At 65.7% G+C, this 25,836-nt stretch carries 35 protein-coding genes; 2 read left to right on the top strand and 33 right to left on the bottom strand.

Features of this window, described 5'->3' with window-relative positions; translation table 11 throughout:
• Positions 1-132 precede the first annotated feature (132 nt).
• On the bottom strand, positions 133-1,311 hold the full coding sequence (gene hmpA, locus KGQ91_RS05775; protein ID WP_224415915.1) for an NO-inducible flavohemoprotein: 1,179 nt from the start codon (positions 1,309-1,311) through the stop codon (positions 133-135).
• A gap of 229 nt (positions 1,312-1,540) precedes the next feature.
• Between hmpA and norR the strand changes: the two genes are divergently transcribed.
• Positions 1,541-3,121, top strand: coding sequence for a nitric oxide reductase transcriptional regulator NorR (gene norR / locus KGQ91_RS05770; RefSeq protein ID WP_224420501.1), 1,581 nt, complete (start codon positions 1,541-1,543; stop codon positions 3,119-3,121).
• A gap of 38 nt (positions 3,122-3,159) precedes the next feature.
• Here the strand turns inward: norR and KGQ91_RS05765 are convergent, their stop codons facing one another.
• The 3 genes from KGQ91_RS05765 to KGQ91_RS05755 all read right to left on the bottom strand — a co-directional run bounded on the left by KGQ91_RS05765 (position 3,160) and on the right by KGQ91_RS05755 (position 7,479).
• A complete protein-coding gene (locus tag KGQ91_RS05765; protein ID WP_224420500.1) occupies positions 3,160-5,283 on the bottom strand; it encodes a sensor domain-containing diguanylate cyclase in 2,124 nt (707 codons plus the stop codon).
• A gap of 239 nt (positions 5,284-5,522) precedes the next feature.
• Positions 5,523-6,071, bottom strand: coding sequence for a single-stranded DNA-binding protein (ssb, locus tag KGQ91_RS05760; RefSeq protein ID WP_224420499.1), 549 nt, complete (start codon positions 6,069-6,071; stop codon positions 5,523-5,525).
• A gap of 28 nt (positions 6,072-6,099) precedes the next feature.
• Positions 6,100-7,479, bottom strand: a complete 1,380-nt coding sequence (locus KGQ91_RS05755) for an MFS transporter (RefSeq protein WP_224420498.1) — start codon at positions 7,477-7,479, stop codon at positions 6,100-6,102.
• A gap of 278 nt (positions 7,480-7,757) precedes the next feature.
• Here KGQ91_RS05755 and uvrA point away from each other — a divergent pair, with 278 nt between their 5' ends.
• The gene (uvrA, locus tag KGQ91_RS05750) at positions 7,758-10,628 is read left to right on the top strand and encodes an excinuclease ABC subunit UvrA (protein WP_224420497.1); all 2,871 of its coding nucleotides are present in this window, start codon (positions 7,758-7,760) and stop codon (positions 10,626-10,628) included.
• Between the two features lie 126 nt (positions 10,629-10,754).
• Here uvrA and rplQ read toward each other — a convergent pair whose 3' ends face one another.
• The 29 genes from rplQ to tuf all read right to left on the bottom strand — a co-directional run bounded on the left by rplQ (position 10,755) and on the right by tuf (position 25,820).
• A complete protein-coding gene (rplQ, locus tag KGQ91_RS05745) occupies positions 10,755-11,141 on the bottom strand; it encodes a 50S ribosomal protein L17 (protein ID WP_163648113.1) in 387 nt (128 codons plus the stop codon).
• A 34-nt stretch (positions 11,142-11,175) separates the two neighbouring features.
• Complete coding sequence (locus tag KGQ91_RS05740; RefSeq protein ID WP_224415922.1) at positions 11,176-12,174, bottom strand: DNA-directed RNA polymerase subunit alpha; 999 nt, start codon at positions 12,172-12,174, stop codon at positions 11,176-11,178.
• A gap of 90 nt (positions 12,175-12,264) precedes the next feature.
• Positions 12,265-12,885, bottom strand: coding sequence for a 30S ribosomal protein S4 (gene rpsD / locus KGQ91_RS05735; RefSeq protein ID WP_224415923.1), 621 nt, complete (start codon positions 12,883-12,885; stop codon positions 12,265-12,267).
• A gap of 12 nt (positions 12,886-12,897) precedes the next feature.
• On the bottom strand, positions 12,898-13,284 hold the full coding sequence (gene rpsK / locus KGQ91_RS05730; RefSeq protein ID WP_011505752.1) for a 30S ribosomal protein S11: 387 nt from the start codon (positions 13,282-13,284) through the stop codon (positions 12,898-12,900).
• A gap of 37 nt (positions 13,285-13,321) precedes the next feature.
• Positions 13,322-13,678 carry a 30S ribosomal protein S13 gene (gene rpsM, locus KGQ91_RS05725; RefSeq protein ID WP_163648110.1) on the bottom strand — a complete coding sequence of 119 codons (357 nt, stop codon included), beginning with the start codon at positions 13,676-13,678 and terminating at the stop codon, positions 13,322-13,324.
• Between the two features lie 123 nt (positions 13,679-13,801).
• Positions 13,802-13,915 (bottom strand): 50S ribosomal protein L36, encoded by a 114-nt coding sequence (rpmJ, locus tag KGQ91_RS05720; protein WP_031384759.1) that lies wholly within the window; start codon positions 13,913-13,915, stop codon positions 13,802-13,804.
• Positions 13,916-13,946: 31 nt separating this feature from the next.
• Positions 13,947-15,278, bottom strand: a complete 1,332-nt coding sequence (gene secY, locus KGQ91_RS05715) for a preprotein translocase subunit SecY (protein ID WP_163648109.1) — start codon at positions 15,276-15,278, stop codon at positions 13,947-13,949.
• Positions 15,279-15,713, bottom strand: coding sequence for a 50S ribosomal protein L15 (gene rplO / locus KGQ91_RS05710; RefSeq protein ID WP_163648108.1), 435 nt, complete (start codon positions 15,711-15,713; stop codon positions 15,279-15,281).
• Between the two features lie 3 nt (positions 15,714-15,716).
• Positions 15,717-15,899, bottom strand: a complete 183-nt coding sequence (gene rpmD, locus KGQ91_RS05705; RefSeq protein ID WP_129141347.1) for a 50S ribosomal protein L30 — start codon at positions 15,897-15,899, stop codon at positions 15,717-15,719.
• Positions 15,900-15,905: 6 nt separating this feature from the next.
• Positions 15,906-16,406, bottom strand: coding sequence for a 30S ribosomal protein S5 (gene rpsE / locus KGQ91_RS05700; RefSeq protein ID WP_163648107.1), 501 nt, complete (start codon positions 16,404-16,406; stop codon positions 15,906-15,908).
• Between the two features lie 11 nt (positions 16,407-16,417).
• On the bottom strand, positions 16,418-16,768 hold the full coding sequence (rplR, locus tag KGQ91_RS05695) for a 50S ribosomal protein L18 (RefSeq protein ID WP_224415925.1): 351 nt from the start codon (positions 16,766-16,768) through the stop codon (positions 16,418-16,420).
• A 9-nt stretch (positions 16,769-16,777) separates the two neighbouring features.
• A complete protein-coding gene (gene rplF / locus KGQ91_RS05690) occupies positions 16,778-17,308 on the bottom strand; it encodes a 50S ribosomal protein L6 (RefSeq protein ID WP_224420496.1) in 531 nt (176 codons plus the stop codon).
• A gap of 9 nt (positions 17,309-17,317) precedes the next feature.
• The gene (gene rpsH, locus KGQ91_RS05685) at positions 17,318-17,710 is read right to left on the bottom strand and encodes a 30S ribosomal protein S8 (RefSeq protein WP_163648104.1); all 393 of its coding nucleotides are present in this window, start codon (positions 17,708-17,710) and stop codon (positions 17,318-17,320) included.
• Between the two features lie 31 nt (positions 17,711-17,741).
• Entirely contained in the window at positions 17,742-18,047 is a 306-nt protein-coding gene (gene rpsN / locus KGQ91_RS05680) for a 30S ribosomal protein S14 (protein WP_224420495.1), read from the bottom strand.
• Between the two features lie 10 nt (positions 18,048-18,057).
• Positions 18,058-18,597 carry a 50S ribosomal protein L5 gene (rplE, locus tag KGQ91_RS05675; RefSeq protein WP_163648102.1) on the bottom strand — a complete coding sequence of 180 codons (540 nt, stop codon included), beginning with the start codon at positions 18,595-18,597 and terminating at the stop codon, positions 18,058-18,060.
• A gap of 18 nt (positions 18,598-18,615) precedes the next feature.
• Entirely contained in the window at positions 18,616-18,933 is a 318-nt protein-coding gene (gene rplX / locus KGQ91_RS05670; RefSeq protein ID WP_163648101.1) for a 50S ribosomal protein L24, read from the bottom strand.
• Between the two features lie 14 nt (positions 18,934-18,947).
• A complete protein-coding gene (gene rplN, locus KGQ91_RS05665; protein ID WP_031384770.1) occupies positions 18,948-19,319 on the bottom strand; it encodes a 50S ribosomal protein L14 in 372 nt (123 codons plus the stop codon).
• Between the two features lie 50 nt (positions 19,320-19,369).
• Positions 19,370-19,630: a 30S ribosomal protein S17 gene (gene rpsQ, locus KGQ91_RS05660; protein ID WP_163648313.1), complete on the bottom strand. Its 261-nt coding sequence runs from the start codon at positions 19,628-19,630 to the stop codon at positions 19,370-19,372.
• Position 19,631: 1 nt separating this feature from the next.
• Positions 19,632-19,823, bottom strand: coding sequence for a 50S ribosomal protein L29 (rpmC, locus tag KGQ91_RS05655; protein WP_019020535.1), 192 nt, complete (start codon positions 19,821-19,823; stop codon positions 19,632-19,634).
• Entirely contained in the window at positions 19,823-20,236 is a 414-nt protein-coding gene (gene rplP / locus KGQ91_RS05650) for a 50S ribosomal protein L16 (RefSeq protein WP_224420494.1), read from the bottom strand. The genes rpmC and rplP overlap by 1 nt, the downstream gene beginning before the upstream one ends.
• 15 nt (positions 20,237-20,251) lie before the next feature.
• Entirely contained in the window at positions 20,252-20,953 is a 702-nt protein-coding gene (gene rpsC / locus KGQ91_RS05645) for a 30S ribosomal protein S3 (RefSeq protein ID WP_163648099.1), read from the bottom strand.
• Positions 20,954-20,964: 11 nt separating this feature from the next.
• The gene (gene rplV / locus KGQ91_RS05640; protein ID WP_129141358.1) at positions 20,965-21,297 is read right to left on the bottom strand and encodes a 50S ribosomal protein L22; all 333 of its coding nucleotides are present in this window, start codon (positions 21,295-21,297) and stop codon (positions 20,965-20,967) included.
• An 18-nt stretch (positions 21,298-21,315) separates the two neighbouring features.
• On the bottom strand, positions 21,316-21,591 hold the full coding sequence (gene rpsS / locus KGQ91_RS05635; RefSeq protein WP_009098993.1) for a 30S ribosomal protein S19: 276 nt from the start codon (positions 21,589-21,591) through the stop codon (positions 21,316-21,318).
• A 22-nt stretch (positions 21,592-21,613) separates the two neighbouring features.
• The gene (gene rplB / locus KGQ91_RS05630; protein ID WP_224420493.1) at positions 21,614-22,441 is read right to left on the bottom strand and encodes a 50S ribosomal protein L2; all 828 of its coding nucleotides are present in this window, start codon (positions 22,439-22,441) and stop codon (positions 21,614-21,616) included.
• Positions 22,442-22,458: 17 nt separating this feature from the next.
• Complete coding sequence (rplW, locus tag KGQ91_RS05625) at positions 22,459-22,755, bottom strand: 50S ribosomal protein L23 (RefSeq protein ID WP_163648096.1); 297 nt, start codon at positions 22,753-22,755, stop codon at positions 22,459-22,461.
• On the bottom strand, positions 22,752-23,357 hold the full coding sequence (gene rplD / locus KGQ91_RS05620) for a 50S ribosomal protein L4 (protein ID WP_224420492.1): 606 nt from the start codon (positions 23,355-23,357) through the stop codon (positions 22,752-22,754). The genes rplW and rplD overlap by 4 nt, the downstream gene beginning before the upstream one ends.
• A 13-nt stretch (positions 23,358-23,370) precedes the next feature.
• Entirely contained in the window at positions 23,371-24,009 is a 639-nt protein-coding gene (rplC, locus tag KGQ91_RS05615; protein ID WP_224420491.1) for a 50S ribosomal protein L3, read from the bottom strand.
• 145 nt (positions 24,010-24,154) lie between these two features.
• On the bottom strand, positions 24,155-24,466 hold the full coding sequence (gene rpsJ / locus KGQ91_RS05610; RefSeq protein ID WP_011505728.1) for a 30S ribosomal protein S10: 312 nt from the start codon (positions 24,464-24,466) through the stop codon (positions 24,155-24,157).
• A gap of 160 nt (positions 24,467-24,626) precedes the next feature.
• Positions 24,627-25,820, bottom strand: coding sequence for an elongation factor Tu (tuf, locus tag KGQ91_RS05605; protein WP_163648093.1), 1,194 nt, complete (start codon positions 25,818-25,820; stop codon positions 24,627-24,629).
• Positions 25,821-25,836: the final 16 nt, after the last annotated feature.

The raw sequence follows: 25,836 nt of genomic DNA, 5'->3' as shown, positions 1-25,836 counted from the left end.
GGTCTCTCCTTGGCCAGTCTCGTCATGAGTGGTGGAGGGAACATGGCGCTCGTTAGAGCCCTAATCAACGGCCGGCCATCATAGTTTTTTCCTATCCCGCGATCGGGAGGCTCCATGAGGCCGGCCGGCGCCTTACGCCGCCAGCGGCTGGGTGGGACCGAAGGTCTCGAAGCGGCGCTTGGCCTCGGGTACCTCCAGCGCGGCCAGCTCGGCGTTGACGTGGCTCATGAAGCCCTGCGGGCCGACGATGTAGCACAGGGCCTGCGATCCGGGCAGGTAGCGGGCCAGCAGCGCGCGGTCGACGAAGCCGGCGTGATCCGGCGTGTCGTTCTCGCGCGGCGCCTCGTAGAGGGTGACGGCCTTGAACTGCTGCGGGTAGCGCGCCTCGAGCGCGGCCACTTCATCGGCGAAGGCGTGCACGCTGCCGTCGCGGGCGGCATGCAGGTAGGTGACCTGACGGCCCTGCGAGAGCGCCTCGGCGGCCAGCGACAGCATCGGAGTCTGGCCCACGCCGCCGCTGATCAGCATCACCGGCTCGGCGCCGGTCTCCAGCGTCAGGTCGCCCGACGGCGGCAGCAGCTCGAGCCGGGCACCCTCGCTCATCGCTTCGTGGAAGTGCTGGCTGACCCGGCCGCCCGGCTCGCGCTTGATCGACAGACGGTAGGTCCTGCCGTTGGGCGGCGCGGACAGGCTGTAGTGACGATACACCGGCTCACCGTCGATGGTCAGCTTGACGCCGATGAACTGTCCCGGGCGGAAGTCGGCCACCTGGCCGCCATCCTCGGGCGCCAGCACGAAGGAGCGGATCTCGGCGCTCTCGTCGCGGGTCTCGGCCACACGGAAGGCACGCGCCCCCTGCCAGCCACCGGGGCGCGAGGCGAACTCATGGTAGGCTTCCGCCTCCAGCTCGATCAGCAGGCCGGCCAGTTCCTCGTAGACGCCCTGCCAGGCGGCGGCGATCTCGGGGGTGACGGCATCGCCCAGCACCTCGCCGATCGCCGCCATCAGGCACTCGCCGACGATCGGGTACTGGTCCGGACGGATGCCCAGCGAAATGTGCTTGCCGACCACCAGCGACAGGGACGCCTTGACCTGCTCGCGATCGCCGCGCAGCTGCACGTAGCGCAGCACCGCGCCGGCCAGGGCGCGCGGCTGGCCGCCGCTGGCCTGGTGAGCGGCGTTGAACAGCGCCTTGACTTCCGGGTAGCGCTCGAACATCAGCGGGTAGAAGCGCGCGGTGATCGCCTCGAGGTTCTCGGCGACGACGGGGGCGGTGGCGGCGACCAACTCTTCCTGTTGCGGGGTCAGCATGCGTGAAACTCCTGAACTGAGTGATGACGCCCTACCCTTCGCAAGGCACGTGCCAGCCCCCAGGCCCCGCGACAGCCTGCCGCAGTCTGCCTTGCAGGCCGCGTGCCAACGGCGCTGGCACGAGGTGATGGGCCGGGCGTCCGGCCTCCTGGGCCCCGCGCCCTTCGCACCACTGTACAAATGACAGACTTTTTGCTGTCATTCCGACACACGTGCTGCAAGGAGTGTCATGATGACACGCTTCTATCAAGCCCTGCGGGCGCTGCTGACCCGGCTGGCCGATGGCGCCCCGCCCGACTCGCTGCCCGGCTGGTGGTCGGACCTGCTCGGCACCCTGGTGGGCGACTATCCCGCCGATGCCAGCACCCTGATGGTCGCCACCGATACCGGCCTGCAGCCGGTGGCGGTGCTGGGCCTGCCCGCCGACGTGCGCGGGCGCCACTTCGCGCTCGCCGATCACCCGCGACTGGCCGCCATCGCCAGCCACGACGCGGTGTGTCGCTTTCCCCCCGACAGCCCGCTGCCCGACCCCTTCGACGGCCTGCTCGACGAGGACCTGAGCACGGTGCACGACTGCCTGGGCGTGGCGCTGCGCGACGGCGAACGGCTGATCGGCGTGCTGACGCTGGACGCCCTGGAGGCCGGGCGACTCGCCACCCTGGACGACGAGGAGCTGCTGGCCAAGGCGCACCTGCTGGGCACCTGCCTGCGCCTGGCCAGCCAGCTCAACCAGACCCGCTCGCGGCTCAGCGAGGCCCTCGACCACGAGCGCCAGCCGCAGCCGGCCCTGCACTGGAACAGCCCCGCCATGCGGCGCCTCGACGAGGCCATCGACCTGGTGGCCCCCACCGACATGTGCGTGCTGCTGCAGGGCGAGACCGGGGTCGGCAAGGAGCGCGTGGTGCGCGCCCTGCATGCGCGCTCGGCCCGCCACCAGGGGCCGCTGGTCCAGGTCAACTGCGCCAGCCTGCCGGAGTCGCTGATCGAGAGCGAACTGTTCGGCCACCGCCGCGGCGCCTTCTCCGGGGCGATCCAGGATCACCGCGGCCACTTCGCCATGGCCGACGGTGGCACGCTGATGCTCGACGAGATCGGCGAGCTGCCGCTGGCCCTGCAGCCCAAGCTGCTGCGTGCCCTGCAGGAGGGCGAGATCCAGCCGCTGGGCAGCGAGCGCGTGCAGCACGTCGACGTGCGGGTGATAGCCGTGACCAACCGCGACCTGGCCGCGGAGGCCGCCGCCGGACGCTTTCGCGAGGATCTCTACCACCGGCTCAGCGCCTTTCCTCTCCAGGTGCCGCCGCTGCGCGAGCGCCGCGAGGATCTGCCGCTGCTGGCCGGTCACTTCCTCGCCGACAACCGGGTACGCCTGGGCATCACCAACCTGCGCCTGTCGGCCGACGCCGAGGCCGCGCTGGCGGACTGGCACTGGCCCGGCAACGTCCGCGAACTGGAGCACACCCTGGGGCGCGCCGCGCTGCGGGCGCTGGGCGACAGCCTGGGCGAGGCCGGCGGCCGGGACCCCGAGACCCGGCGCCAGGCCGTGGTGCGCATCACCCGCGCGCACCTCGACCTGCCCGACACCGCGCCGTCATCGGCGATGCCCGCGCCAGCGACGGCCACCGGCGAGCCCCCGGCCGGACGGACCGCCGCCCCCGACGAACCGCTGCGCCAGGCCACCGACCGCTTCCAGAGCCGCTACATCGCCGCGGCCCTCGACGCCCACGATGGCAACTGGTCCGCCACCGCCCGCAGCCTGGGGGTGGACAGCGGCAATCTGCACCGCCTGGCCCGACGCCTGGGGCTCAAGTAGCCTAATGTCGGGGACTCAGGCAGCCCGGGTTCGGGGACTCAGGTCGCCTCGCCGGGAGGGCGAGCCGGCCGCTGCGCCCCCTCGTTGGCGCGATCGGCCTGGCTCACCACGCGGTTGCGCCCCTGGCGCTTGGCCCGGTACATCGCCCGGTCGGCACGCGCGACCAGCGACTTGCGATCGTCGCCGGGTCGCCACGCCGCCACCCCCACGCTGACGGTCACCGACTCCGGATAGCCGTCGATCTCCAGCCCGGCGATCAGCGCGCGCAGACGCTCCGCCAGCCGGCAGGCCTCGCTGAGCGGCGTGCTCGAGGCCACCACCACGAACTCCTCGCCGCCCCAGCGCCCCAGGTAGTCGCAGCCACGCAGGGCACTGCCGATGGCCTCGGTGAGCGCGATCAGCACCCGGTCGCCCACCTCGTGGCCGTGCCCATCGTTGACCCGCTTGAAATGATCGACATCGAACAGCAGCAGCGCGCAGTCGCGCGCGTAACGCTCCGCCGCGCTCAGTTCGGCATCCAGCGTCTGCTCGATACGATAGCGGTTGTAGGCCCCGGTCAGCGGGTCGCGCAGCGCCAGCCGCTCGAGGCGCCGGTTGGCCTCGGCCAGCGAGGCCTTCTCCTGGCGCAGTTCGCGATTGAGGCCGGCGATCTCGTGAGCCGAGGCAACGATCGCCAGCACCTCGGCCAGATCCATGGCGGCCAGCCGCTCGATGCGCTCCCAGGCATCACTGCTGTCCTGCACCGCGCGCTGCCAGTCCGCCAGCGCGTCGCGCAGCACCGGGCAAGCCGGCGGCCCGGCGGCGGGCCGGGCGCTGCCCGGCATGCCCGACCAGCAGTGGCTGTCAGCCTGGGCGGCGCGGAACAGCATCAGCCAGTCGCGCCCGCTCTCGGTGGGCAGGGGGATCGCCAGCAGGCCGCAGGCCGGCGCCAGCGGCAGATCCGCGGTCACCGGGTGCTCGCCCAGGCGGTGGGTATGCCAGGGACCGGCGTGGTGATGCGCGCCGGCCAGCCGCTCGACCAGAGGATCGATCAGCGACGCTGGCGGCACCGTGCCGAGGGTGGCCAGTTCATGGCCGTGGACCAGCACGGCCCCGGCGGCACGGAACAGCTCCAGCCATTCCCCGCCGTGGGTCGCCAGCAGGGCCCGGGGTGACTGCGGCTGGCCGCGCTGTTCGGAGAGCAGGTCGCGGCTGTCGCGTACCCGCTGCAGGAAGCCGGCCTCGACCCGCGCCTTGAGCAGGAACAGCCGCTGGATGGCCATCTGCACCAGCGTATGGGTGGCGTCGCGCCGCGTCGGACTCAGCGCCACGGCGGTATCGCTGTGACACACCAGCATCCCCCAGACCCCGGCATCGCCGGGCATGCTCACCGCCAGCAGCGAGGTGACGCCGATGCCGTCCAGAAAGCGTCGCAGGGCGGCCGAGGGGGCCCGCAGGGCGCTGGCCTGCGGCGCCAGCCGGGCCCCCTGCCGGGGATCGCGCGGCGGCGTCAGCGCCACCGCCGGGGCCGCTGCATCGGGCAGGTAGTAGACCGGGAAGTCGCCATCGCCCCCCTGCAGGTGCGGCGGCAGGGCATGCGCCGCGAAGCGCTGCCCCAGCAACGACGGACAGGCCGCATGGCGCGATTCGGCCACCGCGGCGGCGTGCCCCAGGCCATCGAAGCCGTAGACCACCACCCGCGGATAGCCGGTCATGTCACGCACACCGGCCACCAGCACCTCCAGCAGGGCGTCCGGGTGGCTGGCTCCGGCGACCCGGGTCAGCCACTGGTTGACCGCACCCAGCAGCCGCCGCCGGCCGCTGCCCGTCAGCGGCTCCAGCTCCAGCATCACCCGCTCGCCGTGGCGGTGGGCCATCAGCTGCAACCGTCGGTTGCGGCCACCGACCCAGCGGCTGAAGGTCAACGGCGCCGTCAGTCGGGTCGCGCCCTGTAGCTCGAGGCGCAGGCGGTGGGTCAGGCGGGCGCCGATCACCTGCTCCAGCGGCCTGTCCACCGCCTCGCCGGGGGCCCTGCCCAGCAGCCCGGCGAGATTACGGCTGGCCTGCAGGACGTACCGCGCCTCGGCATCGGCCACCAGCAGACCGCCGTAGGACTGGATCGTCAGGCCCGCGTCGGCGTCGGTGGACATCGGCTCGGGAAGGGACGTGCTCGTTGATTGCATCGGGACATGCCTCCATGTCCGGGCTCCGGCGAGCACCGAACCGGTCAGGACCGTCACTGGGCAGGAGTGCGGGCCGAGAGTGCGGCGCGAGGCGCCGCGAAGAATGGCCACAGCCTCGACAAATCCGCCGCCGAGTCAATGCCACCATGGTGCAAGAGGCCCGGGCCGGACCCGCCATCAAAACGGCCCCGCCGAGGCGGGGCCGAAACGAGGGGCACGGCGCGGCATCCGCCGGCGCCTCAGAACGGGATCTCGTCGTCGAAGTCGTCGAAGCCGCCGGGCTGCGGCGCTCCGTAGTTGCCGCCGCCCTGCTGACCACCCTGGGCCGGCGGCTGCTGCGGCGGGCGCTGCTGGGGCGCATTGTTGCCATAGCCGCCCTGCTGCCCGTAGTTGCCGCCCTGCTGGGCACCGAAATTGCCCGGCTGCTGCTGCGGGGCGAAGTCGCCGCCGCCGCGCGAGTCGAGCATCTGCATGTCGTTGCAGACGATCTCGGTCGAGTAGCGGTCCTGACCGTTCTGGTCCTGCCACTTGCGGGTCTGCAGCCGGCCTTCGATATACACCTTGCCGCCCTTCTTGAGGTACTGCTGGGCGATCTCGGCGAGCTTGTTGAACAGCACCACGCGGTGCCACTCGGTCCGCTCCTGGCGCTGACCGCTCTGGCGATCCATCCAGGTATCGGTCGTCGCCACGTTGAGGTTGGCCACCGCCGTTCCCGACGGCGTAAAGCGCACTTCAGGGTCCTGACCCAGATTGCCGATCAGGATGACCTTGTTCACACCACGGGCCATGTTTGACTCCTTGCTGTTGGGCGGGCGCTCAGGCGCCCGATGAATCGTCTCGGGTACCGGCCACGCGGGCCAGTGCGTCGGTGTCCAGTCGCTGCCGGTCGACCTTGAGATAGGCGACCCGCTCGTCGGGCACCACCATCACGTCCTCGACGCCGGCCACCTCGGCGAACCTGGCCATCAGGGTATCCAGCGCGTCGGGATGGTCGTCGAGCGCCACGATCTCGCTGGACAGATGGCGCGGCGCGGGCATCTTCCAGATCACCGCCAGCCACACGGCCCCCAGCAGGGCGGCCCCGAGGAATACCGCATCATAGCCGAAATGCGACGACAGGGCGCCGCCCAGCACGCCGCCGAGGAAGGCGCCGAGGAACTGGCTGGTCGAGTACACGCCCATGGCGGTGCCCTTGGCGCCCGCCGGGGCCAGCTTGCTGATCATCGACGGCAGGGTGGCCTCGAGCAGGTTGAAGACCACGAAGAAGGCCCACAGCAGGCCCAGCAGCGTCCAGCGCTGATGGCCGAACTCGCCCAGCGCCAGCAGGATCAGGGTCATGCCGGCCACCGCGCCGACGAAGGTGGCCTTCATCCGCCGCTTCTTCTCGGCGATGATCACCAGCGGCACCATGCAGACGAAGGCCAGGCCCATCACGGCCAGGTAGAACCAGCCCTGGTGCGAGGCCTGGATGCCCACGTCGACCAGCCGGAACGGCACGGCGACGAAGGCGGCGGTGAGGATCAGGTGCAGGGAGAAGATCGAGAAGTCCAGGCGCAGCAGGCTGGCGCTGGATAGGGTGCTGCGCAGCTGGTCGCGATCGAGCCCCACGTCGCGGTGGCGGACCAGTCGCGGCGCGGCGGGAACCAGCTTCCACAGCACCAGCAGGCTGACCAGGGCGAGCACCGCGGTCAGCCAGAACACGCTGGTCAGGCCGAAGTGGGCGGCGACCAGCGGACCGATCACCATGGCGATGGCGAAGGCCACGCCGATCGACAGACCGATGGTGGCCATCGCCGCGGTGCGCACCTCCTCGCGGGTCTGGTCGGCGAGCAGCGCCATGATCGCGCCGGCCACCGCGCCACTGCCCTGCAGGCAGCGGCCGAGGATGATCTGGTAGATGGTGTCGGCCTCGGCGGCGATCACGCTGCCCAGCATGAACAGCAGCAGGCCGCCGGCGATCACCGCCTTGCGACCGACACGGTCGGAGAGCAGGCCGAAGGGGATCTGCAGCACGGCCTGGGTCAGGCCGTAGCCGCCGAGCGCCACGCCGACCAGCAGCGGGGTGGCGCCGCTCAGGTCATTGGCGTAGAGCGCCAGCACCGGCAGCACCATGAAGAGTCCGAGCATGCGCGTGGCATAGAGGCCGGCCAGGCCGGTGATGGCACGGCGCTCGGTCGTGAGTAGTCGAGCAGTCATTGGCAGGTTCGCAGTCTGGGTGAACGGGATGGGGGAACAGCTTGCGAGCGCGGGGGCGCCTCGTGACGACGGCGACACCCGACCCGACCATTCTACCGGTTCGGGCCAGAGGGGGGAAAGCGCCGCCCCTGACCAAGGGCAATCGACGTTGGCCCCGACAAGGGGCACCGGGGGCAGATCGAAGAGGAGGCCTACGCCATGACCGGACAACCCAGGTTGTTAGAGCCCGGGCCGGCCAGCGCGTATACTGGTCCCTTTGCGCTGCGCACGAGGTGGCAATGGACAGGATCCAGGTCAGGGGAGCCCGCACCCACAACCTCCAGAACATCGATGTCGAGCTGCCGCGCGACCGGTTGATCGTGGTCACCGGGCTGTCCGGCTCCGGCAAGTCCTCGCTGGCCTTCGACACCCTCTACGCCGAGGGCCAGCGACGCTACGTCGAGTCGCTGTCCACCTATGCCCGGCAGTTCCTGTCGATGATGGAGAAGCCCGACGTCGATCACATCGAGGGGCTGTCGCCGGCGATCTCCATCGAACAGAAGTCCACCTCCCACAACCCGCGCTCGACGGTGGGCACCATCACCGAGATCTACGACTACCTGCGCCTGCTGTTCGCCCGCGCCGGCACGCCGCGCTGCCCCGAGCACGGCAACGATCTCGAGGCCCAGACCGTCTCGCAGATGGTCGATCAGGTGCTGGCCCTGCCCGAGGGCAGCCGGCTGATGCTGCTGGCACCGGTGATCAAGGGCCGCAAGGGCGAGCACCAGCAGCTGATCAGCGAGCTGCGCGCCCAGGGCTTCGTGCGGGTGATGGTCGACGGCCGGGTCTGCGAGTTCGACGAGATCCCCCCGCTCGACAAGAACAAGAAGCACGACATCAGCGTGGTGGTGGATCGCGTCAAGGTGCGCGACGATCTCCAGCAGCGCCTCGCCGAATCGTTCGAGACCGCGCTCAACCTCTCCGACGGCATCGCCATCGTCCACTTCATGGACGGCGAGCGCGACGACCTGACGTTTTCGGCGCGCTTCGCCTGCCCGGTGTGCGGCTACTCGATCGCCGAGCTCGAGCCGCGGATGTTCTCGTTCAACAACCCGGCCGGCGCCTGCCCGACCTGCGACGGCCTGGGCAGCCAGCAGTACTTCGACCCGGACAAGCTGATCAGCCACCCCGAGCTGTCGCTGGCCGAGGGCGTGATCAAGGGCTGGGACCGGCGCAGCGTCTACTACTTCAATCAGCTGCAGGCGGTCGCCCGCCACTACCGCTTCGAGCTCGAGACGCCGTGGAACGCGCTGGCCCGCCACGAGCGCGACATCGTCCTCAACGGCAGCGGCGACGATGCCATCGCCTTTTCCTACGTCAACGACCGCGGCCGCAAGGTGACCCGCGAGCACCCCTTCGAGGGGGTGCTGCCCAACATGCAGCGGCGCTACCGCGAGACCGACTCGAGCATGGTCCGCGAGGATCTCGCCAAGTACCTGGCGGTTCAGCCCTGCCCGAGCTGCCACGGCACCCGCCTGCGGCGCGAGTCGCGCCACGTCTACATCGACGACCATACCCTGCCGGATCTCGTGCGCCTGCCGATCGGCGAGGCCCGGGGCTACTTCCAGGCGCTGGAGCTGCCCGGCCGCAAGGGCGAGATCGCCGCCAAGATCGTCCGCGAGATCCATGCCCGGCTGGAGTTCCTGGTCAACGTCGGCCTCGACTACCTCAACCTCGAGCGCAGCGCCGACACCCTCTCCGGCGGCGAGGCCCAGCGCATTCGCCTGGCCAGCCAGATCGGCGCCGGCCTGGTGGGGGTGATGTACATCCTCGACGAACCGTCGATCGGCCTGCACCAGCGCGACAACGACCGCCTGCTCAAGACCCTCGAGCACCTGCGCGACCTGGGCAACACGGTGATCGTCGTCGAGCACGACGAGGACGCCATCCGTGCCGCCGATCACGTGCTCGACATCGGCCCCGGCGCCGGGGTGCACGGCGGGCGCATCGTCGCCCAGGGAACGCCGGCCGAGGTCGAGGCCAGCCGCGAGTCGCTGACCGGTCAGTACCTGGCCGGCACGCGGCGCATCGAGGTGCCGCCCTGGCGGATTCCCGGCAATCCCGAGAAGGTCGTGCGGCTCACCGGGGCGCGCGGCAACAACCTCCAGGACGTCACCCTCGAACTGCCGCTGGGGCTGTTCGTCTGCGTCACCGGGGTCTCGGGGTCCGGCAAGTCGACGCTGATCAACTCGACGCTGATGCCGATCGCCGCCCGCGAGCTCAACCGGGCCTCGACCCTGACGCCGGCGGCGCATACCGCCATCGAGGGGCTCGACCAGCTCGACAAGGTCATCGACATCGACCAGAGCCCGATCGGTCGCACGCCACGCTCCAACCCGGCCACCTACACCGGCATCTTCACGCCGATCCGCGAGCTGTTCGCCGGCACCCAGGAGGCCCGCGCCCGCGGCTACAAGCCGGGCCGCTTCTCCTTCAACGTCAAGGGCGGGCGCTGCGAGGCGTGCCAGGGCGAGGGCATGATCAAGGTCGAGATGCACTTCCTGCCCGACATCTACGTGCCCTGCGACGTCTGCAAGGGCAAGCGCTACAACCGCGAGACGCTGGAGATCACCTACAAGGGCCGGAACATCCACGAGGTGCTGGAGATGACCGTCGAGGAGGCGCTGGACTTCTTCTCGCCGGTGCCGGCGATCGCCCGGCGCCTGCAGACGCTGATGGACGTGGGCCTGTCCTACGTGCGCCTGGGCCAGAGCGCCACCACGCTCTCCGGCGGCGAGGCGCAGCGCGTCAAGCTGGCCCGCGAGCTGGCCAAGCGCGACACCGGCAAGACGCTCTACATCCTCGACGAGCCCACCACCGGGCTGCACTTCGAGGACATCCGCCAGCTGCTGACGGTGCTGCACCGCCTGCGCGACCACGGCAACACCATCGTGGTGATCGAGCACAATCTGGACGTGATCAAGACCGCGGACTGGCTGATCGACCTGGGCCCCGAGGGCGGCTGCGGCGGCGGACGGATCATCGCCGAGGGCACCCCGGAGCACGTGGCGACGCTCGAGCAATCACACACCGGGCGCTTCCTCAAGCCGCTGCTGGAGAAGCAGTCGGCAGGCCGCGAGCCACAGGCCACCAGCGCCGCGGAGACATGATCCGGGCTGCGAAGCCCGTCTTCCGCCACGAAGCGCCGCTCGTCCCGCCTTCCGCTCATGAAAAAAGCCGGCCCCCGTGGGGGCCGGCTTTCGGCGTCGCTGATGGCCGGGAAGCCTGGCGGAGGATCACTCCTCGCCGGCAGCTTCCTCGACGGCCGGCCGATCGACCAGCTCGACGTAGGCCATGGGGGCGTTGTCGCCGGCGCGGAAACCGCACTTCAGCACACGGACGTAGCCGCCCGGGCGATTGGCGTAACGCGGACCCAGCTCGTTGAAGAGCTTGCCGACCGCTTCCTTGGAGCGGGTGCGGCTGAAGGCCAGACGGCGGTTGGCGACGCTGTCCTGCTTGGCCAGGGTGATCAGCGGCTCGATATGACGACGCAGCTCCTTGGCCTTGGGCAGGGTTGTCTTGATCACCTCATGCTCGACCAGCGACACGCTCATGTTCTTGAACATGGCCTGGCGGTGCGAGCTGTTGCGGTTCAGATGACGACCACTCTTACGATGACGCATGGTTTTGTTCCTTAACTGGGACTCGAGTCGACGCTCACGCGGAGGCCTTGTCGTCCTTGAGGCTGGCCGGCGGCCAGTTCTCAAGCCGCATGCCCAAGGAGAGACCGCGCGCTGCCAGGACGTCCTTGATTTCGTTCAGGGACTTCTTGCCGAGGTTCGGCGTCTTCAGCAGCTCCACTTCGGTGCGCTGGATCAGATCGCCGATGTAGTAGATGTTCTCGGCCTTGAGGCAGTTGGCGCTGCGTACGGTCAACTCGAGATCGTCTACGGGGCGCAGCAGGATGGGATCGATATGATCCTCTTCCTCCTCGACTTCCTGTTCCTTGTCGGCTTCCAGGTCGACGAACGCGGCCAGCTGCTCCTGCAGGATGGTCGCGCTGCGACGGATCGCCTCTTCCGGATCCAGGGTGCCGTCGGTTTCCAGATTGATGACCAGCTTGTCGAGGTCGGTGCGCTGTTCGACACGCGCGGCCTCGACGGCATAGGAAACACGACGCACGGGGCTGAAGGTCGCATCCAGCTGCAGGCGACCGATGGCCCGGGATTCGTCATCCGCGCTGGCACGAGTATCCGCCGGCTCATAGCCACGCCCGCGGGCGATCTTGAGCTGCATCTTCAGCTCGGCGCCCTCGTTGACGTGAGCGATTACGTGCTCGGGATTGACGATCTCGACATCGTGATCCGTGGCGATGTCACCGGCAGTCACGACGCACGGCCCCTGCTTGTTCAGCGAGAGTACGGCCTCGTCGCGGCTGTGCATCTTGATCGCCACGTCCTTGAGGTTCAGGAGGATTTCGATGACATCTTCCTGGACCCCTTCGATCGCGCTGTACTCGTGGTCGACACCGGCGATTTCCGCCTCCACCACGGCGCAGCCGGGCATGGAAGACAGCAGGATGCGACGCAGAGCATTCCCCAGGGTGTGACCGAAGCCGCGCTCGAACGGCTCGAGCACGATCTTCGCGTGGTGCGCGCTGATCTCTTCGACCTTGATGTCGCGAGGACGGAGAAACTCTGTCACTGAACGCTGCATATGAACACCTTTTCAGGCTGCCAAACGGATACTCGGTACTCTGCACCGGGCCCGCCCGAGGGCGGGCCCGGCATCACGCGGTGGCGATGCTTACTTCGAGTACAGCTCGACAATCAGGTTTTCGTTGATGTCGGCAGACAGGTCGCCGCGTTCCGGGACAGCCTTGAAAGTGCCTTCCATCTTCTTCGAGTCGACATCGACCCAGCCGATGTCGCCGCGCTGACCGGCCAGCTGCAGGGCGCTCTGGATGCGCACCTGGTTCCTGGCCTTCTCGCGGACGGAGACGACATCACCGGGGCGAACCTGATAGGAAGCCACGTTGACGGTCTTGCCGTTGACGGCGATCGCCTTGTGGCTGACCAGCTGACGCGCCTCGGAGCGCGTCGAGCCGAAGCCCATGCGGTAGACGACGTTGTCCAGTCGGGATTCGAGCAACTGCAGCAGCAACTCGCCGGTCGCGCCCTTCAGGCGGGCCGCTTCCTTGTAGTAGTTGCGGAACTGCTTCTCGAGTACGCCGTACATGCGACGTACTTTCTGCTTCTCGCGAAGCTGCAAGCCGTAGTCGGAAAGACGCTGACGGCGCTGGCCGTGCACACCCGGGATCTGCTCGGATTTGCACTTCTTCTCGAAGGGAGTGACACCGCTCTTGAGGAAGAGGTCGGTGCCTTCACGACGAGACAGTTTGCACTTCGGTCCAATATAACGAGCCATGAGTCTGTCTCCTTAAACGCGGCGTTTCTTCGGCGGACGGCAGCCGTTGTGGGGAACGGGCGTCGCGTCGGTGATGCTCTGCACGCGGAAACCGGCGGCATTCAGTGCGCGCACGGCGGACTCACGGCCCGGACCGGGGCCTTTGACCAGCACGTCGACGTTCTTTACACCATACTCGGCTGCAGCGGTCGCTGCACGCTCGCTTGCCACTTGAGCAGCGAACGGGGTGCTCTTGCGAGAACCACGAAAACCCGAACCACCGGCAGTCGCCCAGGAAAGGGCGTTGCCCTGGCGGTCTGTGATCGTCACGATCGTGTTGTTAAAGGAGGCATGGATGTGGGCAACCGCATCCACTACCTGCTTTTTCACCTTTTTACGGTTACTACGCGGGTTAGCCATGTTGATGTTTCCTGTCTAAACGCCAGAACGTACGTGATTATTTGCGAATCGGTTTGCGCGGGCCCTTGCGGGTACGCGCATTGGTCTTGGTGCGCTGGCCGCGCAACGGAAGACCACGACGATGGCGCAGACCACGATAGCAACCCAGGTCCATGAGACGCTTGATGTTCAGCGTCGTGTCACGGCGAAGGTCGCCTTCAACGGTGTATTTGCCGACTTCAGTACGCAGGGCATCCACCTGTTCGGCGGACAGCTCCTGAATCTTGGTGGTCGGCGCAATACCGACCGCAGCACAGATGTCCTGTGCACGAGTGCGGCCAATCCCGAAGATATAGGTCAGCGAGATCGCCGCATGCTTGTTGTCCGGGATATTGACGCCTGCAATACGGGCCATCAGCTTTCTCCGAAATTTGAGCGGCTTGCTCGATTGGTCATCTACAAAGGGCGCAACAGCTTACACCTTTGTCCCTCCCGGGACAAGGGCGTAAGCCGGCGCCCGCATTGAAACAGCGGCAGATCAGCCCTGGCGCTGCTTGTGCCGCGGCTCGGTGCAGATGACGCGAACCGCGCCATTACGCCGAATGATCTTGCAGTTGCGGCACATTTTCTTGACGGAAGCTCGAACTTTCATCGTTCTCTCCATTACGCGGCAGGCGCGATGCTCAGCGCATCAGGCCGCCGCTTCCGTAGCCTTTCAGGTTGGACTTCTTCATCACCGACTCGTACTGGTGCGACATCAGATGCGACTGAACCTGCGCCATGAAGTCCATGATGACCACGACCACGATCAGCAACGAGGTTCCGCCGAAGAAGAACGGAACGTTCCATGCGATGATCAGGAACTGGGGCATCAGGGAAACGGCGGTGATGTAGAGGGCACCGAACAGCGTCAGGCGCGTCATCACCTTGTCGACGTAGCGAGCGGTCTGCTCACCGGGACGGATACCCGGCAGGAACGCACCAGACTTCTTGAGGTTGTCGGCCACGTCCTTGGGATTGAAGACCAGCGCCGTGTAAAAGAAGCAGAAGAATACCACTGCCGCGGCGAAAAGCAAGATGTACAGCGGCTGCCCCGGCCCCAGGGACTGGGAGATGGCCTGCAGCCATTCGAAGCCCTTGGCCGATCCCAGCCACTGGCCGATCGACGCGGGGAACAGCAGGATGCTCGAGGCGAAGATCGCCGGAATGACCCCGGCCATGTTGACCTTGAGCGGCAGGTAGCTGCTCTGCCCAGCATACATCTTGTTGCCGACCTGGCGACGCGGGTAGTTCACCGTGATGCGGCGCTGGCCGCGCTCGATGAACACCACGAACGCCACGGTGGCGATTGCCAGCACGGAAAGCGCCAGCAGCGGCAGGACATTCCACGCGCCATCGTTGCGCGCCAGTTCGAAGGACTGACCGATCGCCCCGGGAAGCCCGGCGACGATCCCCGCGAAGATGATCAGCGAGATGCCGTTGCCGATCCCCTTCTCGGTAATCTGCTCGCCCAGCCACATCAAGAACACCGCACCGGCGACGAACGAGACGATCGCGGTGAAGTAGAAGCTGAAGTCGCTGGTATAGGTCACGCCCTGTCCGACCAGACCGACTGCCATGCCGGTCGCCTGGATCAAGGCCAGTACCACGGTGCCGTAGCGGGTGTACTGGCTGATCTTGCGCCGGCCGGCCTCACCTTCCTTCTTCAGCTGCTCGAGCTGGGGCGAGACCGCCGTCAGAAGCTGCATGATGATCGACGCGGAGATGTAGGGCATGATCCCCAGCGCCAGGATACTCATGCGTGACAGTGCACCCCCGGAGAACATGTTGAACATGCCCAGGATGGTGCCCTGATTTTCCCTGAACAAGGCAGCGAGCTGGTCAGGATCGATACCGGGAACGGGAATGTGGGAACCGATGCGGTACACCACGATGGCGATGAACACGAAGCGCAGACGCGCCCAGAGTTCACTCAAGCCGCCCCCCGTTGCCGGCATGTTTCCTGACTTAGCCATTTAGTCCTCGACCTTGCCGCCGGCGGCCTCGATCGCGGCACGGGCACCCTTGGTGACCTTGAGTCCGCGCACGGTGACCGCCTTGTTCAGTTCGCCGGAAAGGATGACCTTCGCGAAGCGCGTGGCATCCTTGAGCACGTTGGCCTTCTTCAGCGTCTCCAGGTCGGCGACATCGCCCTCGACCCGTGCCAGCTCGTCCAGGCGCACCTCTTCGGAAACCATCGATTTCGCGGAGGTGAAGCCGAACTTCGGCAGACGACGCTGCAGCGGCATCTGGCCGCCCTCGAAACCGGGCTTGACGCCGCCGCCGGTACGAGACTTCTGGCCCTTGTGGCCGCGGCCGCCGGTCTTGCCCAGACCGGAGCCGATGCCACGGCCGACACGCTTCTCGGCGTGCTTGGAGCCCGGTGCCGGGCTCAGGCTATTGAGTTTCATGGATTACTCTCCCTCAACACGCACAAGGTAGTTAACCTTGTTGACCATACCGCGTACGGCAGGGGTGTCTTCCAACTCGACGGTGTGACCGATGCGGCGCAGCCCAAGACCGCGCATGGTGGCCTTGTGCTTTTCCAGAACGCCGATGGTGCTGCGAACCTGGGTAACCTTGATCTTCGCTGCCATGGTGCCTTACCCCGCGATCTCTTCGACGGACAGACCGCGCTTGGCGGCGATGTCTTCCGGCGCTTGCATGGAGGCCAGGCCGTTGATGGTCGCGCGGACCACGTTCACCGGATTGGTGGAGCCGTAGCACTTGGCCAGGACGTCGTGGACACCGGCCAGCTCGAGCACGGAGCGCATGGCGCCACCGGCGATGATCCCGGTACCTTCGGACGCCGGCTGCATGTACACCTTGGAGGCGCCGTGACGGGCCTTCACCGGGTACTGCAGCGTGCTGCCACGCAGGCTGACCTTGACCATGTTGCGGCGGGCCTGGTCCATCGCCTTCTGGATCGCGACCGGCACCTCGCGGGCCTTGCCGCGACCGAAACCGACGCGGCCGTTGCCGTCACCGACGACGGTCAGTGCGGTGAAACCGAAGATGCGGCCGCCCTTGACCACCTTGGCGACACGGTTGACCTGCACCAGCTTTTCCTGCAGGTCGCCGCCTTTCTGTTCGATATTCGCCATCGTAAAACCCTTTAGAATTCCAGGCCGCCTTCACGTGCGGCATCGGCCAGGGCCTTGACGCGACCGTGGTACTTGAAACCGGCACGGTCGAAGGCTACCTGGGTGATACCCGCTTCCTTGGCGCGTTCGGCAATCATCGCACCAACCTTGGCGGCGGCGTCAGTGTTGCCGGTACCGCCCTCGCGCAGGCTCTTGTCGAGCGTGGAGGCGCTGGCCAGCACGCGGTCGCCTTCCGGCGAGATAATCTGCGCGTAGATGTGGCGCGGCGTACGGTTGACGCACAGGCGATACACGCCCAGCTCGCGGATCTTGGCGCGAGCGCGGCGGGCACGACGGAGACGAGATTCTTTCTTCGCGTTCATAACCCTGCCTTACTTCTTCTTGGCTTCTTTGCGGCGGACCTGCTCGTCGCCGTACCGGATACCCTTGCCCTTGTAGGGTTCGGGCGGACGGAAGGCGCGGATTTCCGCTGCCACCTGGCCGAGCTGCTGCTTGCTCGCGCTCTTGAGCACGATAGTGGTGTTCTTGGGCGTTTCCGCCGAGACACCCTCGGGCAGCGCGTATTCGACCGGATGAGAGAAGCCGAGTGTCAGATTGAGCGTCTTGCCACTTGCCTGGGCACGATAGCCGACGCCATTGATCTCGAGGGTCCGGGAGAACCCTTCGGACACACCGGTGACCATGTTCTGGACCAGTGCGCGGGTGGTACCTGCCATCGCCCAGCTCTTGGCCGACTCGCTCGGCGCAAAGGTCAGCTGGCCTTCTTCCTGGCCGATCACCACGTCGGGGTGAACGGTCATGGACAGCGTGCCCTGACCGCCCTTGACGGTCAGCTGGTCGCCGTCGAGCTTGAACTCGACGCCGCTCGGCAGTTTAACCGGATATTTGGCTACGCGGGACATTCGTCACTCCTAGAATACGGTGCAGATGACTTCACCGCCGACACCGGCCTGCCGCGCCGCACGATCGGTCATCACGCCCCGGGAGGTGGAAACGATCGCGACGCCCAGGCCATCAGCGACCTTCGGCAGCTCGTCCTTGCCCTTGTAGCTGCGCAGGGACGGCTTGGAGGCGCGCTGGATGTGTTCGATGACCGGCTTGCCCTCGAAGTACTTGAGGACCACGGACAACTCCGGCTTGGCGCTTTCGGCCACGGTGTAGTCGGTGATGTAACCCTCTTCCTTCAATACGCGGGCCACCTCGACCTTGAGCTTGGAGGACGGCATGGAAACCGCCTCCTTGGTGGCCATCTGCGCATTGCGGATACGGGTGAACATATCCGCCAGCGTATCTTGCATGCTCATTACGTTGCGCTCCTGATGATTCTACGTGGCGTTACCAGCTGGACTTCTTGAGTCCGGGCACGTCGCCACGCATGGCGGCTTCACGCAGCTTGTTGCGGCCGAGGCCGAACTTGTTGTAGTAGCCGTGCGGACGGCCAGTGATCCGGCAGCGGTTGCGCTGACGGACCGGACTGGAATCGCGCGGCAACGACTGCAGCTTCAGCTGGGCGTCGAAGCGCTCTTCATCGGAAGCGTTGACGTCATAGATGACGGTCTTGAGCTCGGCACGCTTGGCGGCGTACTTGTCGGCCAGCTTCGCGCGCTTGAGCTCACGCTCTACCATGCTTTTCTTTGCCATGATCCCACCCTTATTTCTTGAACGGGAAGTTCAGCGCGCTCAGCAGCGCACGGCCTTCTTCATCGCTGTTGGCAGTGGTGGTGATGGTGACATCGAGACCACGGATCCGATCGATCTTATCATATTCGATCTCCGGGAAGATGATCTGCTCACGCACCCCCATGGAGTAGTTGCCACGGCCGTCGAAGGACTTCGGGTTCAGGCCCCGGAAGTCGCGAACGCGCGGAATCGCCACGTTCACCAGACGGTCGAGGAAGTCCCACATGCGCTCGCGACGCAGAGTGACCTTGATGCCGATCGGCCAGCCCTCACGGACCTTGAAGCCCGCGATGGACTTGCGTGCCTTGGTCACCATCGGCTTCTGACCGGAGAGCTTCTCCAGGTCGCCGATGGCGTTGTCGATCAGCTTCTTGTCACTGGTCGCATCGCCGATACCCATGTTCAGGGTCACTTTGGTGATCCGGGGTACCTGCATCACGTTGGCATAGCTGAACTGCTCCTGCAGCTTAGCCATCACCTCGTTCTGATAACGTTCTTTCAAGTTCGCCATTTTGCTATCCGACTCGCGTTAGGCGTCGATCTGCTTCTGCGTCGACTTGTAGATACGTACCTTGGTACCGTCTTCCTGAACCTGGAAGCCGACGCGATCCGCTTTGCCGGTCTCCGCGTTGAAGATGGCCACGTTGGACGCGTGAATCGGAGCCTCGCGCTCGACGATACCCCCCTGGTTGCCCAGCATGGGGTTGGGCTTGGTGTGACGCTTGATCATGTTCACACCTGAGACGACGTAACGGCCGTCCTTGAGGACACGCTTGATCGTGCCCCGCTTGCCCTTGTCCTTGCCGGCGATGACGACCACTTCATCGTCACGTTTGATCTTTTGCATATCCGCCTCGCTCCTTACAGCACTTCGGGCGCCAAGGAAATGATCTTCATGAACTTCTCGGTGCGGAGCTCACGAGTGACCGGCCCGAAGATACGGGTGCCGACCGGCTGTTCGTTGGTGTTGTTCAACAGAACCGCCGCATTTCCGTCGAAGCGGATCAGCGAACCGTCGTTACGACGGACGCCACTGCGGGTGCGAACCACGACCGCCTTCATGACCTGGCCCTTCTTGACCTTGCCACGGGGGATGGCTTCCTTCACCGTTACCTTGATGATGTCACCCACGCGGGCGTAGCGGCGGTGGGAACCGCCCAACACCTTGATGCACTGCACCCGGCGCGCCCCGCTGTTGTCGGCGACATCCAGCATTGTCTGAGTCTGAATCATCGGTTTTCTCCAAACCTAATCTGACTGCACTGGTTTCAGGCGCGAGCCGTTCAGCCCTTGGCCTGCTCGACGACCTCGACCAGCGTCCAGGACTTGCGCTTCGACAGCGGACGGCATTCCTCGATGGAAACCGTGTCGCCCAGCTTCGCCTGGTTCGCCTCGTCGTGGGCGTGCAGCTTGGTGGAGCGCTTCATGTACTTGCCGTAGATCGGATGGCGCACGCGGCGCTCGATCATGACGACAATGGACTTGTCCATCTTGTCGCTCACCACCTTGCCGGTGAGCGTACGAGCTTTCTTCTCTTCGGCCATCTCAGTCACCTGCCTTCTCGTTGAGCACCGTCTTCACGCGGGCGATGTCCCGGCGTACCTGCTTGAGCAGATGCGTCTGGCTCAACTGGCCGGTGGCCTTCTGCATGCGCAGGTTGAACTGCTCGCGGAGGAGTTCGAAAAGCTGCTCCTGCAGCGCTTCGACCGATTTTTCACGAATTTCCTGGGCTTTCATCACATCACCGTCCGTTTCACAAAGGTGGTCGAGACCGGGAATTTCTGGGCCGCCAGTGCGAAGGCTTCACGCGCCAGCTCCTCGGGAACCCCCTCGATCTCGTAGAGCACCTTGCCGGGCTGGATCTGCGCGACCCAGTACTCGACGGAGCCCTTGCCCTTACCCATACGGACTTCCAGCGGCTTGTTGGAAATCGGCTTGTCCGGGAAGACGCGAATCCAGATCTTGCCGCCACGCTTGACGTGACGAGTGATGGCACGACGGCCGGCCTCGATCTGGCGCGCGGTCACGCGACCGCGACCGGTAGCCTTGAGGCCGTACTCGCCGAAGCTCACCTTGCTGCCGCGATGCGCCAGGCCACGGTTGCGGCCCTTCTGCACCTTGCGGAACTTCGTACGCTTGGGTTGTAACATCGACTACATCTCCCCTTACTTGGAACCTTTCTTCTTGGGTGCGCCCTGGTTCTGCTGCTGCTTCTGCTTGGCGCGCACCTCTTCGATGCCCCCGAGGATTTCACCCTTGAAGATCCACACCTTGACGCCGATGACGCCGTAGGTGGTGTGGGCTTCGTAGGTCGCGTAATCGATGTCCGCACGCAGGGTGTGCAGCGGCACACGGCCTTCGCGGTACCACTCGGTACGGGCGATCTCGGCGCCGCCGAGACGACCGGACAGCTGGATCTTGATGCCGCCGGCACCCAGGCGCATGGCGTTCTGCACGGCACGCTTCATGGCGCGACGGAACATCACGCGACGCTCGAGCTGGCCGCAGACGTTCTGCGCGACGAGCTGGGCGTCGAGTTCCGGCTTGCGGACTTCCTCGATGTTGACGTGCACCGGCACGCCCATCATCTCGGTGACCTCACGGCGCAGACGATCGACGTCCTCGCCCTTCTTGCCGATCACGATGCCCGGACGCGCGGTGTGAATCGTGATGCGCGCGTTGTTGGCGGGACGCTCGATGGTGATGCGGCTCACGGAGGCGTTCTTGAGACGCTGCTCCAGGAAGCGACGCACTTCGAGATCGTTGTTCAGCTTGTCGGCGTAGGCACCGCGCTCGGCGTACCAGACGGACGTGTGGTCCTTGACGATACCCAGCCGAATGCCTGTCGGATTTACTTTCTGACCCATCTGGTCGACTCCTACTTCTCGGCTACCTTGACGGTGATGTGGCAAGTGCGCTTCAAAATGCGATCCGCACGGCCCTTGGCGCGCGGCTGGATGCGCTTGAGCGTCATGCCCTCATCGACGCAGATGGTCGAGACACGCAGCTCGTCGATGTCCATGCCGTTGTTTTCTTCCGCATTCGCGATGGCGGACTGCAGCACCTTCTTGACCAGCTTGGCGGCCTTCTTCGGGGAGAAGGCCAGCAGATCGAGTGCCTCGGCGACCGGCTTACCGCGCACCTGGTCAGCCACCAAACGGGCCTTCTGGGCGGATAAGCTAGCGCCACGCAGCTTTGCTGTGACTTCCATCTCTAATCCTCTCTCGGCTTACCGTTTGGCTTTCTTGTCCGCCGCGTGGCCGCGATAGGTGCGGGTGGCAGCGAATTCGCCCAGCTTGTGGCCGACCATTTCCTCGGAGACGTGCACCGGGACGTGCTGGCGACCATTGTGGACCGCAATGGTGAGCCCGACCATGTTGGGCAGGATCATGGAACGACGCGACCAGGTCTTGATCGGTTTGCGGTCGTTCTTCTCCACTGCAGCCTCGACCTTCTTCAGCAGATGAAGGTCGATAAAGGGACCTTTCTTCAGTGAACGTGGCACAGCCGTTACCTCTTAATGTCTGTTACTTGGCCTTGCGGCGACGAACGATCAGCTTGTCGGTGCGCTTGTTCTTGCGGGTCTTGTGGCCCTTGGTCGGAACCCCCCACGGCGTCACCGGATGGCGACCACCGCTGGTACGACCTTCACCACCACCGTGCGGGTGATCCACCGGGTTCATGGCGACACCGCGAACGGTCGGGCGCACACCCCGCCAGCGCTTGGCACCGGCCTTGCCGAGTTGACGCAGGCTGTGCTCGGAGTTGCTCACCTCTCCCAGGGTCGCGCGGCACTCGGCCAGCACCTTGCGCATCTCGCCGGAGCGCAGACGCAGGGTGGCGTAGTTGCCTTCGCGGGCGACCAGCTGAGCACTGGCACCGGCGCTGCGCGCGAGCTGGGCACCCTTGCCGGGCTTGAGCTCGATGCAGTGGACGGTGGAACCCAGCGGAATGTTGCGCAGCGGCAGCGTGTTGCCACGCTTGATCGGTGCGTTCACGCCGGATTCCAGCTGGTCGCCGGCACTCACGCCCTTGGGCGCGATGACGTAGCGACGCTCACCGTCCAGGTACTTCAGCAACGCGATGTGGGCGCTGCGGTTGGGATCGTACTCCAGGCGCTCGACGATGGCCGGGATGCCATCCTTGGTGCGCTTGAAGTCGATCACGCGGTAATGGTGACGATGACCACCACCGACATGGCGCGTGGTGATGCGGCCATGATTGTTACGTCCGCCGGACTTGGACTGCTTCTCGAGCAGCGGCGCATGGGGCCGGCCCTTGTAGATCTCGTCGCTGACAACCTTGACCAGGTGGCGGCGACCGGCGGATGTGGGTTTAGTCTTGACTACTGCCATGATCCGTACTCCTGCCCTTATTCGGCGCCAGAGAAGTCTTCGAGGGTCTCGCCCGCGGCCAGCGTGACGTAGGCCTTGCGGTAGCCCTTGCGCAGACCCGTGCCATGCAGGGTGCGCTTGGTCTTGCCCTTCACGTTGAGGACCTGGACGCTATCGACCTTCTTGCCGAACAGCGCTTGCACGGCCGCCTTGATCTCCGGCTTGGTCGCGTCGCTGGCCACCTTGAACACGTACTGGTTGTTCTCGGCGGCCATGGCAGCCTTCTCGGTCACGTGCGGTCCGAGCAGAACCTTGAATAGGCGTTCCTGGTTCATGCCAGCTTCTCCTCGAATTTGCGCAGGGCGGAGACGGTGACCAGCACCTTGTCGAAGGCGACCAGGCTCACCGGATCGGCGGCGGGGACATCGACGACATCCACGTTGGGGATGTTGCGCGCGGCCAGGTAGAGCTTCTCGTCGACCTCGTCGGTGACGATCAGCGCCTTCTCGAGGCCCAGCTCGCCCAGCTTGGACACCAGCTGCTTGGTCTTGGGCGTCTCGACGGCGAACTCCTCGACCACCACCAGACGCTCTTGGCGGATCAGCTCGGAGAGAATCGAGCGCATCGCCGCGCGATACATCTTGCGGTTGACCTTCTGCGTGTAGTCCTGGGGACGCGCCGCGAAGGTCACGCCGCCGCTACGCCACAGCGGCGAGCGGATGGTACCGGCGCGGGCACGACCGGTGCCCTTCTGGCGCCACGGCTTCTTGCCGCCGCCACGCACGTCGGAGCGGTTCTTCTGGGCGCGAGTACCCTGACGGCCGGCCGCGAGGTAGGCGGTGACGACCTGGTGGACCAGCGCTTCGTTGAATTCTTTGCCAAAGGTAGCGTCGGCGACTTCGACGGTGCCGCCAGCACCTGCAAGATTCAGATTCATCGGACTTTACCCCTCAGCGAGCTTTAACGGCACGGCGGACGATCACGTCGCTGCCCGGCGCGCCCGGAACGGCGCCCTTGACCAGCAGCAGGTTGCGATCGGCATCGACGCGGACGACTTCCAGGCTCTGAACGGTCACGCGCTCGTTGCCCATCTGTCCGGCCATTTTCTTGCCCTTGAAGACACGCCCCGGGGTCTGGCACTGGCCGATGGAGCCAGGCGCACGGTGGGACAGGGAGTTGCCGTGGCTGTTGTCCTGGGTGCGGAAGTTCCAGCGCTTAACGGCGCCCTGGTACCCCTTACCCTTGGAAGTGCCGGTCACGTCGATCTTCTGACCAGCCTCGAAGAGGGACACGGAGAGTTCGCCGCCCACTTCGGGAGCCTCGTCGCCTTCTGCCAGGCGGAACTCCATCAGTGAACGACCGGCCTCGATACCCGCCTTGGCGTACTGACCGGCAGTCGCCTTGGTGAGGTGCTTGGCCTTGCGGGAGCCGGTTGTCACCTGAACCGCGCTGTAGCCGTCGCTGTCGACGGTCTTGACGCGAGTCACGCGGTTGGGCTCAACCTCGATCACGGTTACGGGCACGGAAGTGCCATCTTCGGTGAAGACGCGGGTCATGCCGCTCTTCTTACCGACCAAACCGATAGTCATGTTCAGTCTCCTATAGTGTACGGGGCTATCACCCGCTATGGCTGCCCTTTCCAGAGCATTCCACTAGCACGTTGTATGACGCCATCCCGGCGTGGCGGCTGCTGCTGGCTCCAGGCCAGCGCGGTGCCGCGTGTGTCTAGTGTTATCAGTCGAGCTTGATCTGGACGTCCACGCCGGCGGCGAGGTCGAGTTTCATCAGCGCGTCGACGGTCTTCTCCGTCGGCTCGACGATGTCGAGCACGCGCTTGTGCGTGCGAATCTCGTACTGGTCACGCGCGTCCTTGTTGACGTGCGGCGAGATCAGCACGGTATAGCGCTCGCGATTGGTCGGCAGAGGGATCGGACCCCGCACCTGGGCACCTGTCCGCTTCGCGGTATCCACGATTTCCTGGGCGGACTGGTCGATCAGGCGGTGATCGAAAGCCTTCAGCCGAATGCGAATCTTCTGGTTCTGCATTAGCCCTACACTCCAATGGATGTCGACGGCGGTCGCCGCCTACCCACGCAATCAAAGGATGCGCATTATAGGCATGCAGGCACTTCGCGTCAAACGAAGCCCGACATGCGCAGAAAGGGGGCTCCTCGCGGAGCCCCCTTCGATCATCGCAGGATACCGCTTACTCGATGATCTTGGCGACGACGCCGGCGCCCACGGTACGCCCGCCTTCGCGAACCGCGAAGCGCAGGCCGTCTTCCATGGCGATCGGCGCGATCAGGGAAACGGTCATCTGGACGTTGTCGCCCGGCATGACCATCTCGACGCCTTCCGGCAGCTCACAGGTACCGGTCACGTCGGTGGTCCGGAAGTAGAACTGCGGACGGTAGCCCTTGAAGAACGGGGTGTGACGACCACCTTCTTCCTTGGACAGGACGTAGACTTCCGCCTCGAACTTGGTGTGCGGCGTGATGGTGCCCGGCTTGGCCAGGACCTGGCCACGCTCGACCTCGTCACGCTTGGTGCCGCGCAGCAGGGCGCCGATGTTCTCGCCGGCGCGACCTTCGTCGAGCATCTTGCGGAACATTTCGACACCGGTAACGGTGGTCTTGGTGGTGTCCTTCAGACCCACGATCTCGACTTCGTCGCCGGTGCGGACGATGCCGCGCTCGACACGGCCGGTGACCACGGTGCCACGACCGGAGATGGAGAACACGTCCTCGATCGGCATCAGGAACGGCTGGTCGATGGCGCGCTCCGGCTCCGGGATGTAGTCGTCCAGGGCCTTGATCAGGTTGGCAACGGCGGTGGTACCCATGCCGTTGTCGTCCTTGCCTTCCAGCGCCATCAGCGCGGAGCCGATGATGATCGGGGTGTCGTCACCCGGGAAGTCGTACTCGTTCAGGAGTTCGCGGACTTCCATCTCGACCAGCTCGAGCAGCTCTTCATCGTCGACCATGTCGGCCTTGTTCAGGAACACGACGATGTACGGCACGCCGACCTGGCGAGACAGCAGGATGTGCTCGCGAGTCTGCGGCATGGGGCCGTCGGCGGCGGAACAGACCAGGATCGCGCCGTCCATCTGGGCGGCACCGGTGATCATGTTCTTGACGTAGTCGGCGTGCCCCGGGCAGTCGACGTGTGCGTAGTGACGCGTTTCGGACTGGTACTCGACGTGGGCGGTGGCGATGGTGATACCACGCTCGCGCTCTTCCGGCGCATTGTCGATGGTATCGAAGGCACGCCAGTCGCCACCGAAGACCTCGGCGGAAACGCGGGTCAGAGCCGCCGTCAGTGTGGTCTTGCCGTGGTCGACGTGACCGATGGTACCGACGTTGATGTGCGGTTTGGAGCGTTCAAACTTTTCCTTAGCCACTGCTATAACCTCTTTA

The organism is Modicisalibacter tunisiensis (assembly GCF_020148005.1).
Taxonomy (GTDB): domain Bacteria; phylum Pseudomonadota; class Gammaproteobacteria; order Pseudomonadales; family Halomonadaceae; genus Modicisalibacter; species Modicisalibacter tunisiensis.
The sequence above is the reverse complement of the archived record's forward strand: the minus strand, read 5'-3'. Positions and strand labels throughout refer to the sequence as shown.

Bases quoted from the DNA above. Each gene is read 5' to 3' on its own strand.
- hmpA (WP_224415915.1), bottom strand. From the start codon at position 1,311: ATGCTGACCCCGCAACAGGAAGAGTTGGTCGCCGCCACCGCCCCCGTC.
- norR (WP_224420501.1), top strand. From the start codon at position 1,541: ATGATGACACGCTTCTATCAAGCCCTGCGGGCGCTGCTGACCCGGCTG.
- KGQ91_RS05765 (WP_224420500.1), bottom strand. From the start codon at position 5,283: ATGCAATCAACGAGCACGTCCCTTCCCGAGCCGATGTCCACCGACGCC.
- ssb (WP_224420499.1), bottom strand. From the start codon at position 6,071: ATGGCCCGTGGTGTGAACAAGGTCATCCTGATCGGCAATCTGGGTCAG.
- KGQ91_RS05755 (WP_224420498.1), bottom strand. From the start codon at position 7,479: ATGACTGCTCGACTACTCACGACCGAGCGCCGTGCCATCACCGGCCTG.
- uvrA (WP_224420497.1), top strand. From the start codon at position 7,758: ATGGACAGGATCCAGGTCAGGGGAGCCCGCACCCACAACCTCCAGAAC.
- rplQ (WP_163648113.1), bottom strand. From the start codon at position 11,141: ATGCGTCATCGTAAGAGTGGTCGTCATCTGAACCGCAACAGCTCGCAC.
- KGQ91_RS05740 (WP_224415922.1), bottom strand. From the start codon at position 12,174: ATGCAGCGTTCAGTGACAGAGTTTCTCCGTCCTCGCGACATCAAGGTC.
- rpsD (WP_224415923.1), bottom strand. From the start codon at position 12,885: ATGGCTCGTTATATTGGACCGAAGTGCAAACTGTCTCGTCGTGAAGGC.
- rpsK (WP_011505752.1), bottom strand. From the start codon at position 13,284: ATGGCTAACCCGCGTAGTAACCGTAAAAAGGTGAAAAAGCAGGTAGTG.
- rpsM (WP_163648110.1), bottom strand. From the start codon at position 13,678: ATGGCCCGTATTGCAGGCGTCAATATCCCGGACAACAAGCATGCGGCG.
- rpmJ (WP_031384759.1), bottom strand. From the start codon at position 13,915: ATGAAAGTTCGAGCTTCCGTCAAGAAAATGTGCCGCAACTGCAAGATC.
- secY (WP_163648109.1), bottom strand. From the start codon at position 15,278: ATGGCTAAGTCAGGAAACATGCCGGCAACGGGGGGCGGCTTGAGTGAA.
- rplO (WP_163648108.1), bottom strand. From the start codon at position 15,713: ATGAAACTCAATAGCCTGAGCCCGGCACCGGGCTCCAAGCACGCCGAG.
- rpmD (WP_129141347.1), bottom strand. From the start codon at position 15,899: ATGGCAGCGAAGATCAAGGTTACCCAGGTTCGCAGCACCATCGGCGTT.
- rpsE (WP_163648107.1), bottom strand. From the start codon at position 16,406: ATGGCGAATATCGAACAGAAAGGCGGCGACCTGCAGGAAAAGCTGGTG.
- rplR (WP_224415925.1), bottom strand. From the start codon at position 16,768: ATGAACGCGAAGAAAGAATCTCGTCTCCGTCGTGCCCGCCGCGCTCGC.
- rplF (WP_224420496.1), bottom strand. From the start codon at position 17,308: ATGTCCCGCGTAGCCAAATATCCGGTTAAACTGCCGAGCGGCGTCGAG.
- rpsH (WP_163648104.1), bottom strand. From the start codon at position 17,710: ATGAGCATGCAAGATACGCTGGCGGATATGTTCACCCGTATCCGCAAT.
- rpsN (WP_224420495.1), bottom strand. From the start codon at position 18,047: ATGGCAAAGAAAAGCATGGTAGAGCGTGAGCTCAAGCGCGCGAAGCTG.
- rplE (WP_163648102.1), bottom strand. From the start codon at position 18,597: ATGGCGAACTTGAAAGAACGTTATCAGAACGAGGTGATGGCTAAGCTG.
- rplX (WP_163648101.1), bottom strand. From the start codon at position 18,933: ATGCAAAAGATCAAACGTGACGATGAAGTGGTCGTCATCGCCGGCAAG.
- rplN (WP_031384770.1), bottom strand. From the start codon at position 19,319: ATGATTCAGACTCAGACAATGCTGGATGTCGCCGACAACAGCGGGGCG.
- rpsQ (WP_163648313.1), bottom strand. From the start codon at position 19,630: ATGGCCGAAGAGAAGAAAGCTCGTACGCTCACCGGCAAGGTGGTGAGC.
- rpmC (WP_019020535.1), bottom strand. From the start codon at position 19,823: ATGAAAGCCCAGGAAATTCGTGAAAAATCGGTCGAAGCGCTGCAGGAG.
- rplP (WP_224420494.1), bottom strand. From the start codon at position 20,236: ATGTTACAACCCAAGCGTACGAAGTTCCGCAAGGTGCAGAAGGGCCGC.
- rpsC (WP_163648099.1), bottom strand. From the start codon at position 20,953: ATGGGTCAGAAAGTAAATCCGACAGGCATTCGGCTGGGTATCGTCAAG.
- rplV (WP_129141358.1), bottom strand. From the start codon at position 21,297: ATGGAAGTCACAGCAAAGCTGCGTGGCGCTAGCTTATCCGCCCAGAAG.
- rplB (WP_224420493.1), bottom strand. From the start codon at position 22,441: ATGGCAGTAGTCAAGACTAAACCCACATCCGCCGGTCGCCGCCACCTG.
- rplW (WP_163648096.1), bottom strand. From the start codon at position 22,755: ATGAACCAGGAACGCCTATTCAAGGTTCTGCTCGGACCGCACGTGACC.
- rplD (WP_224420492.1), bottom strand. From the start codon at position 23,357: ATGAATCTGAATCTTGCAGGTGCTGGCGGCACCGTCGAAGTCGCCGAC.
- rplC (WP_224420491.1), bottom strand. From the start codon at position 24,009: ATGACTATCGGTTTGGTCGGTAAGAAGAGCGGCATGACCCGCGTCTTC.
- rpsJ (WP_011505728.1), bottom strand. From the start codon at position 24,466: ATGCAGAACCAGAAGATTCGCATTCGGCTGAAGGCTTTCGATCACCGC.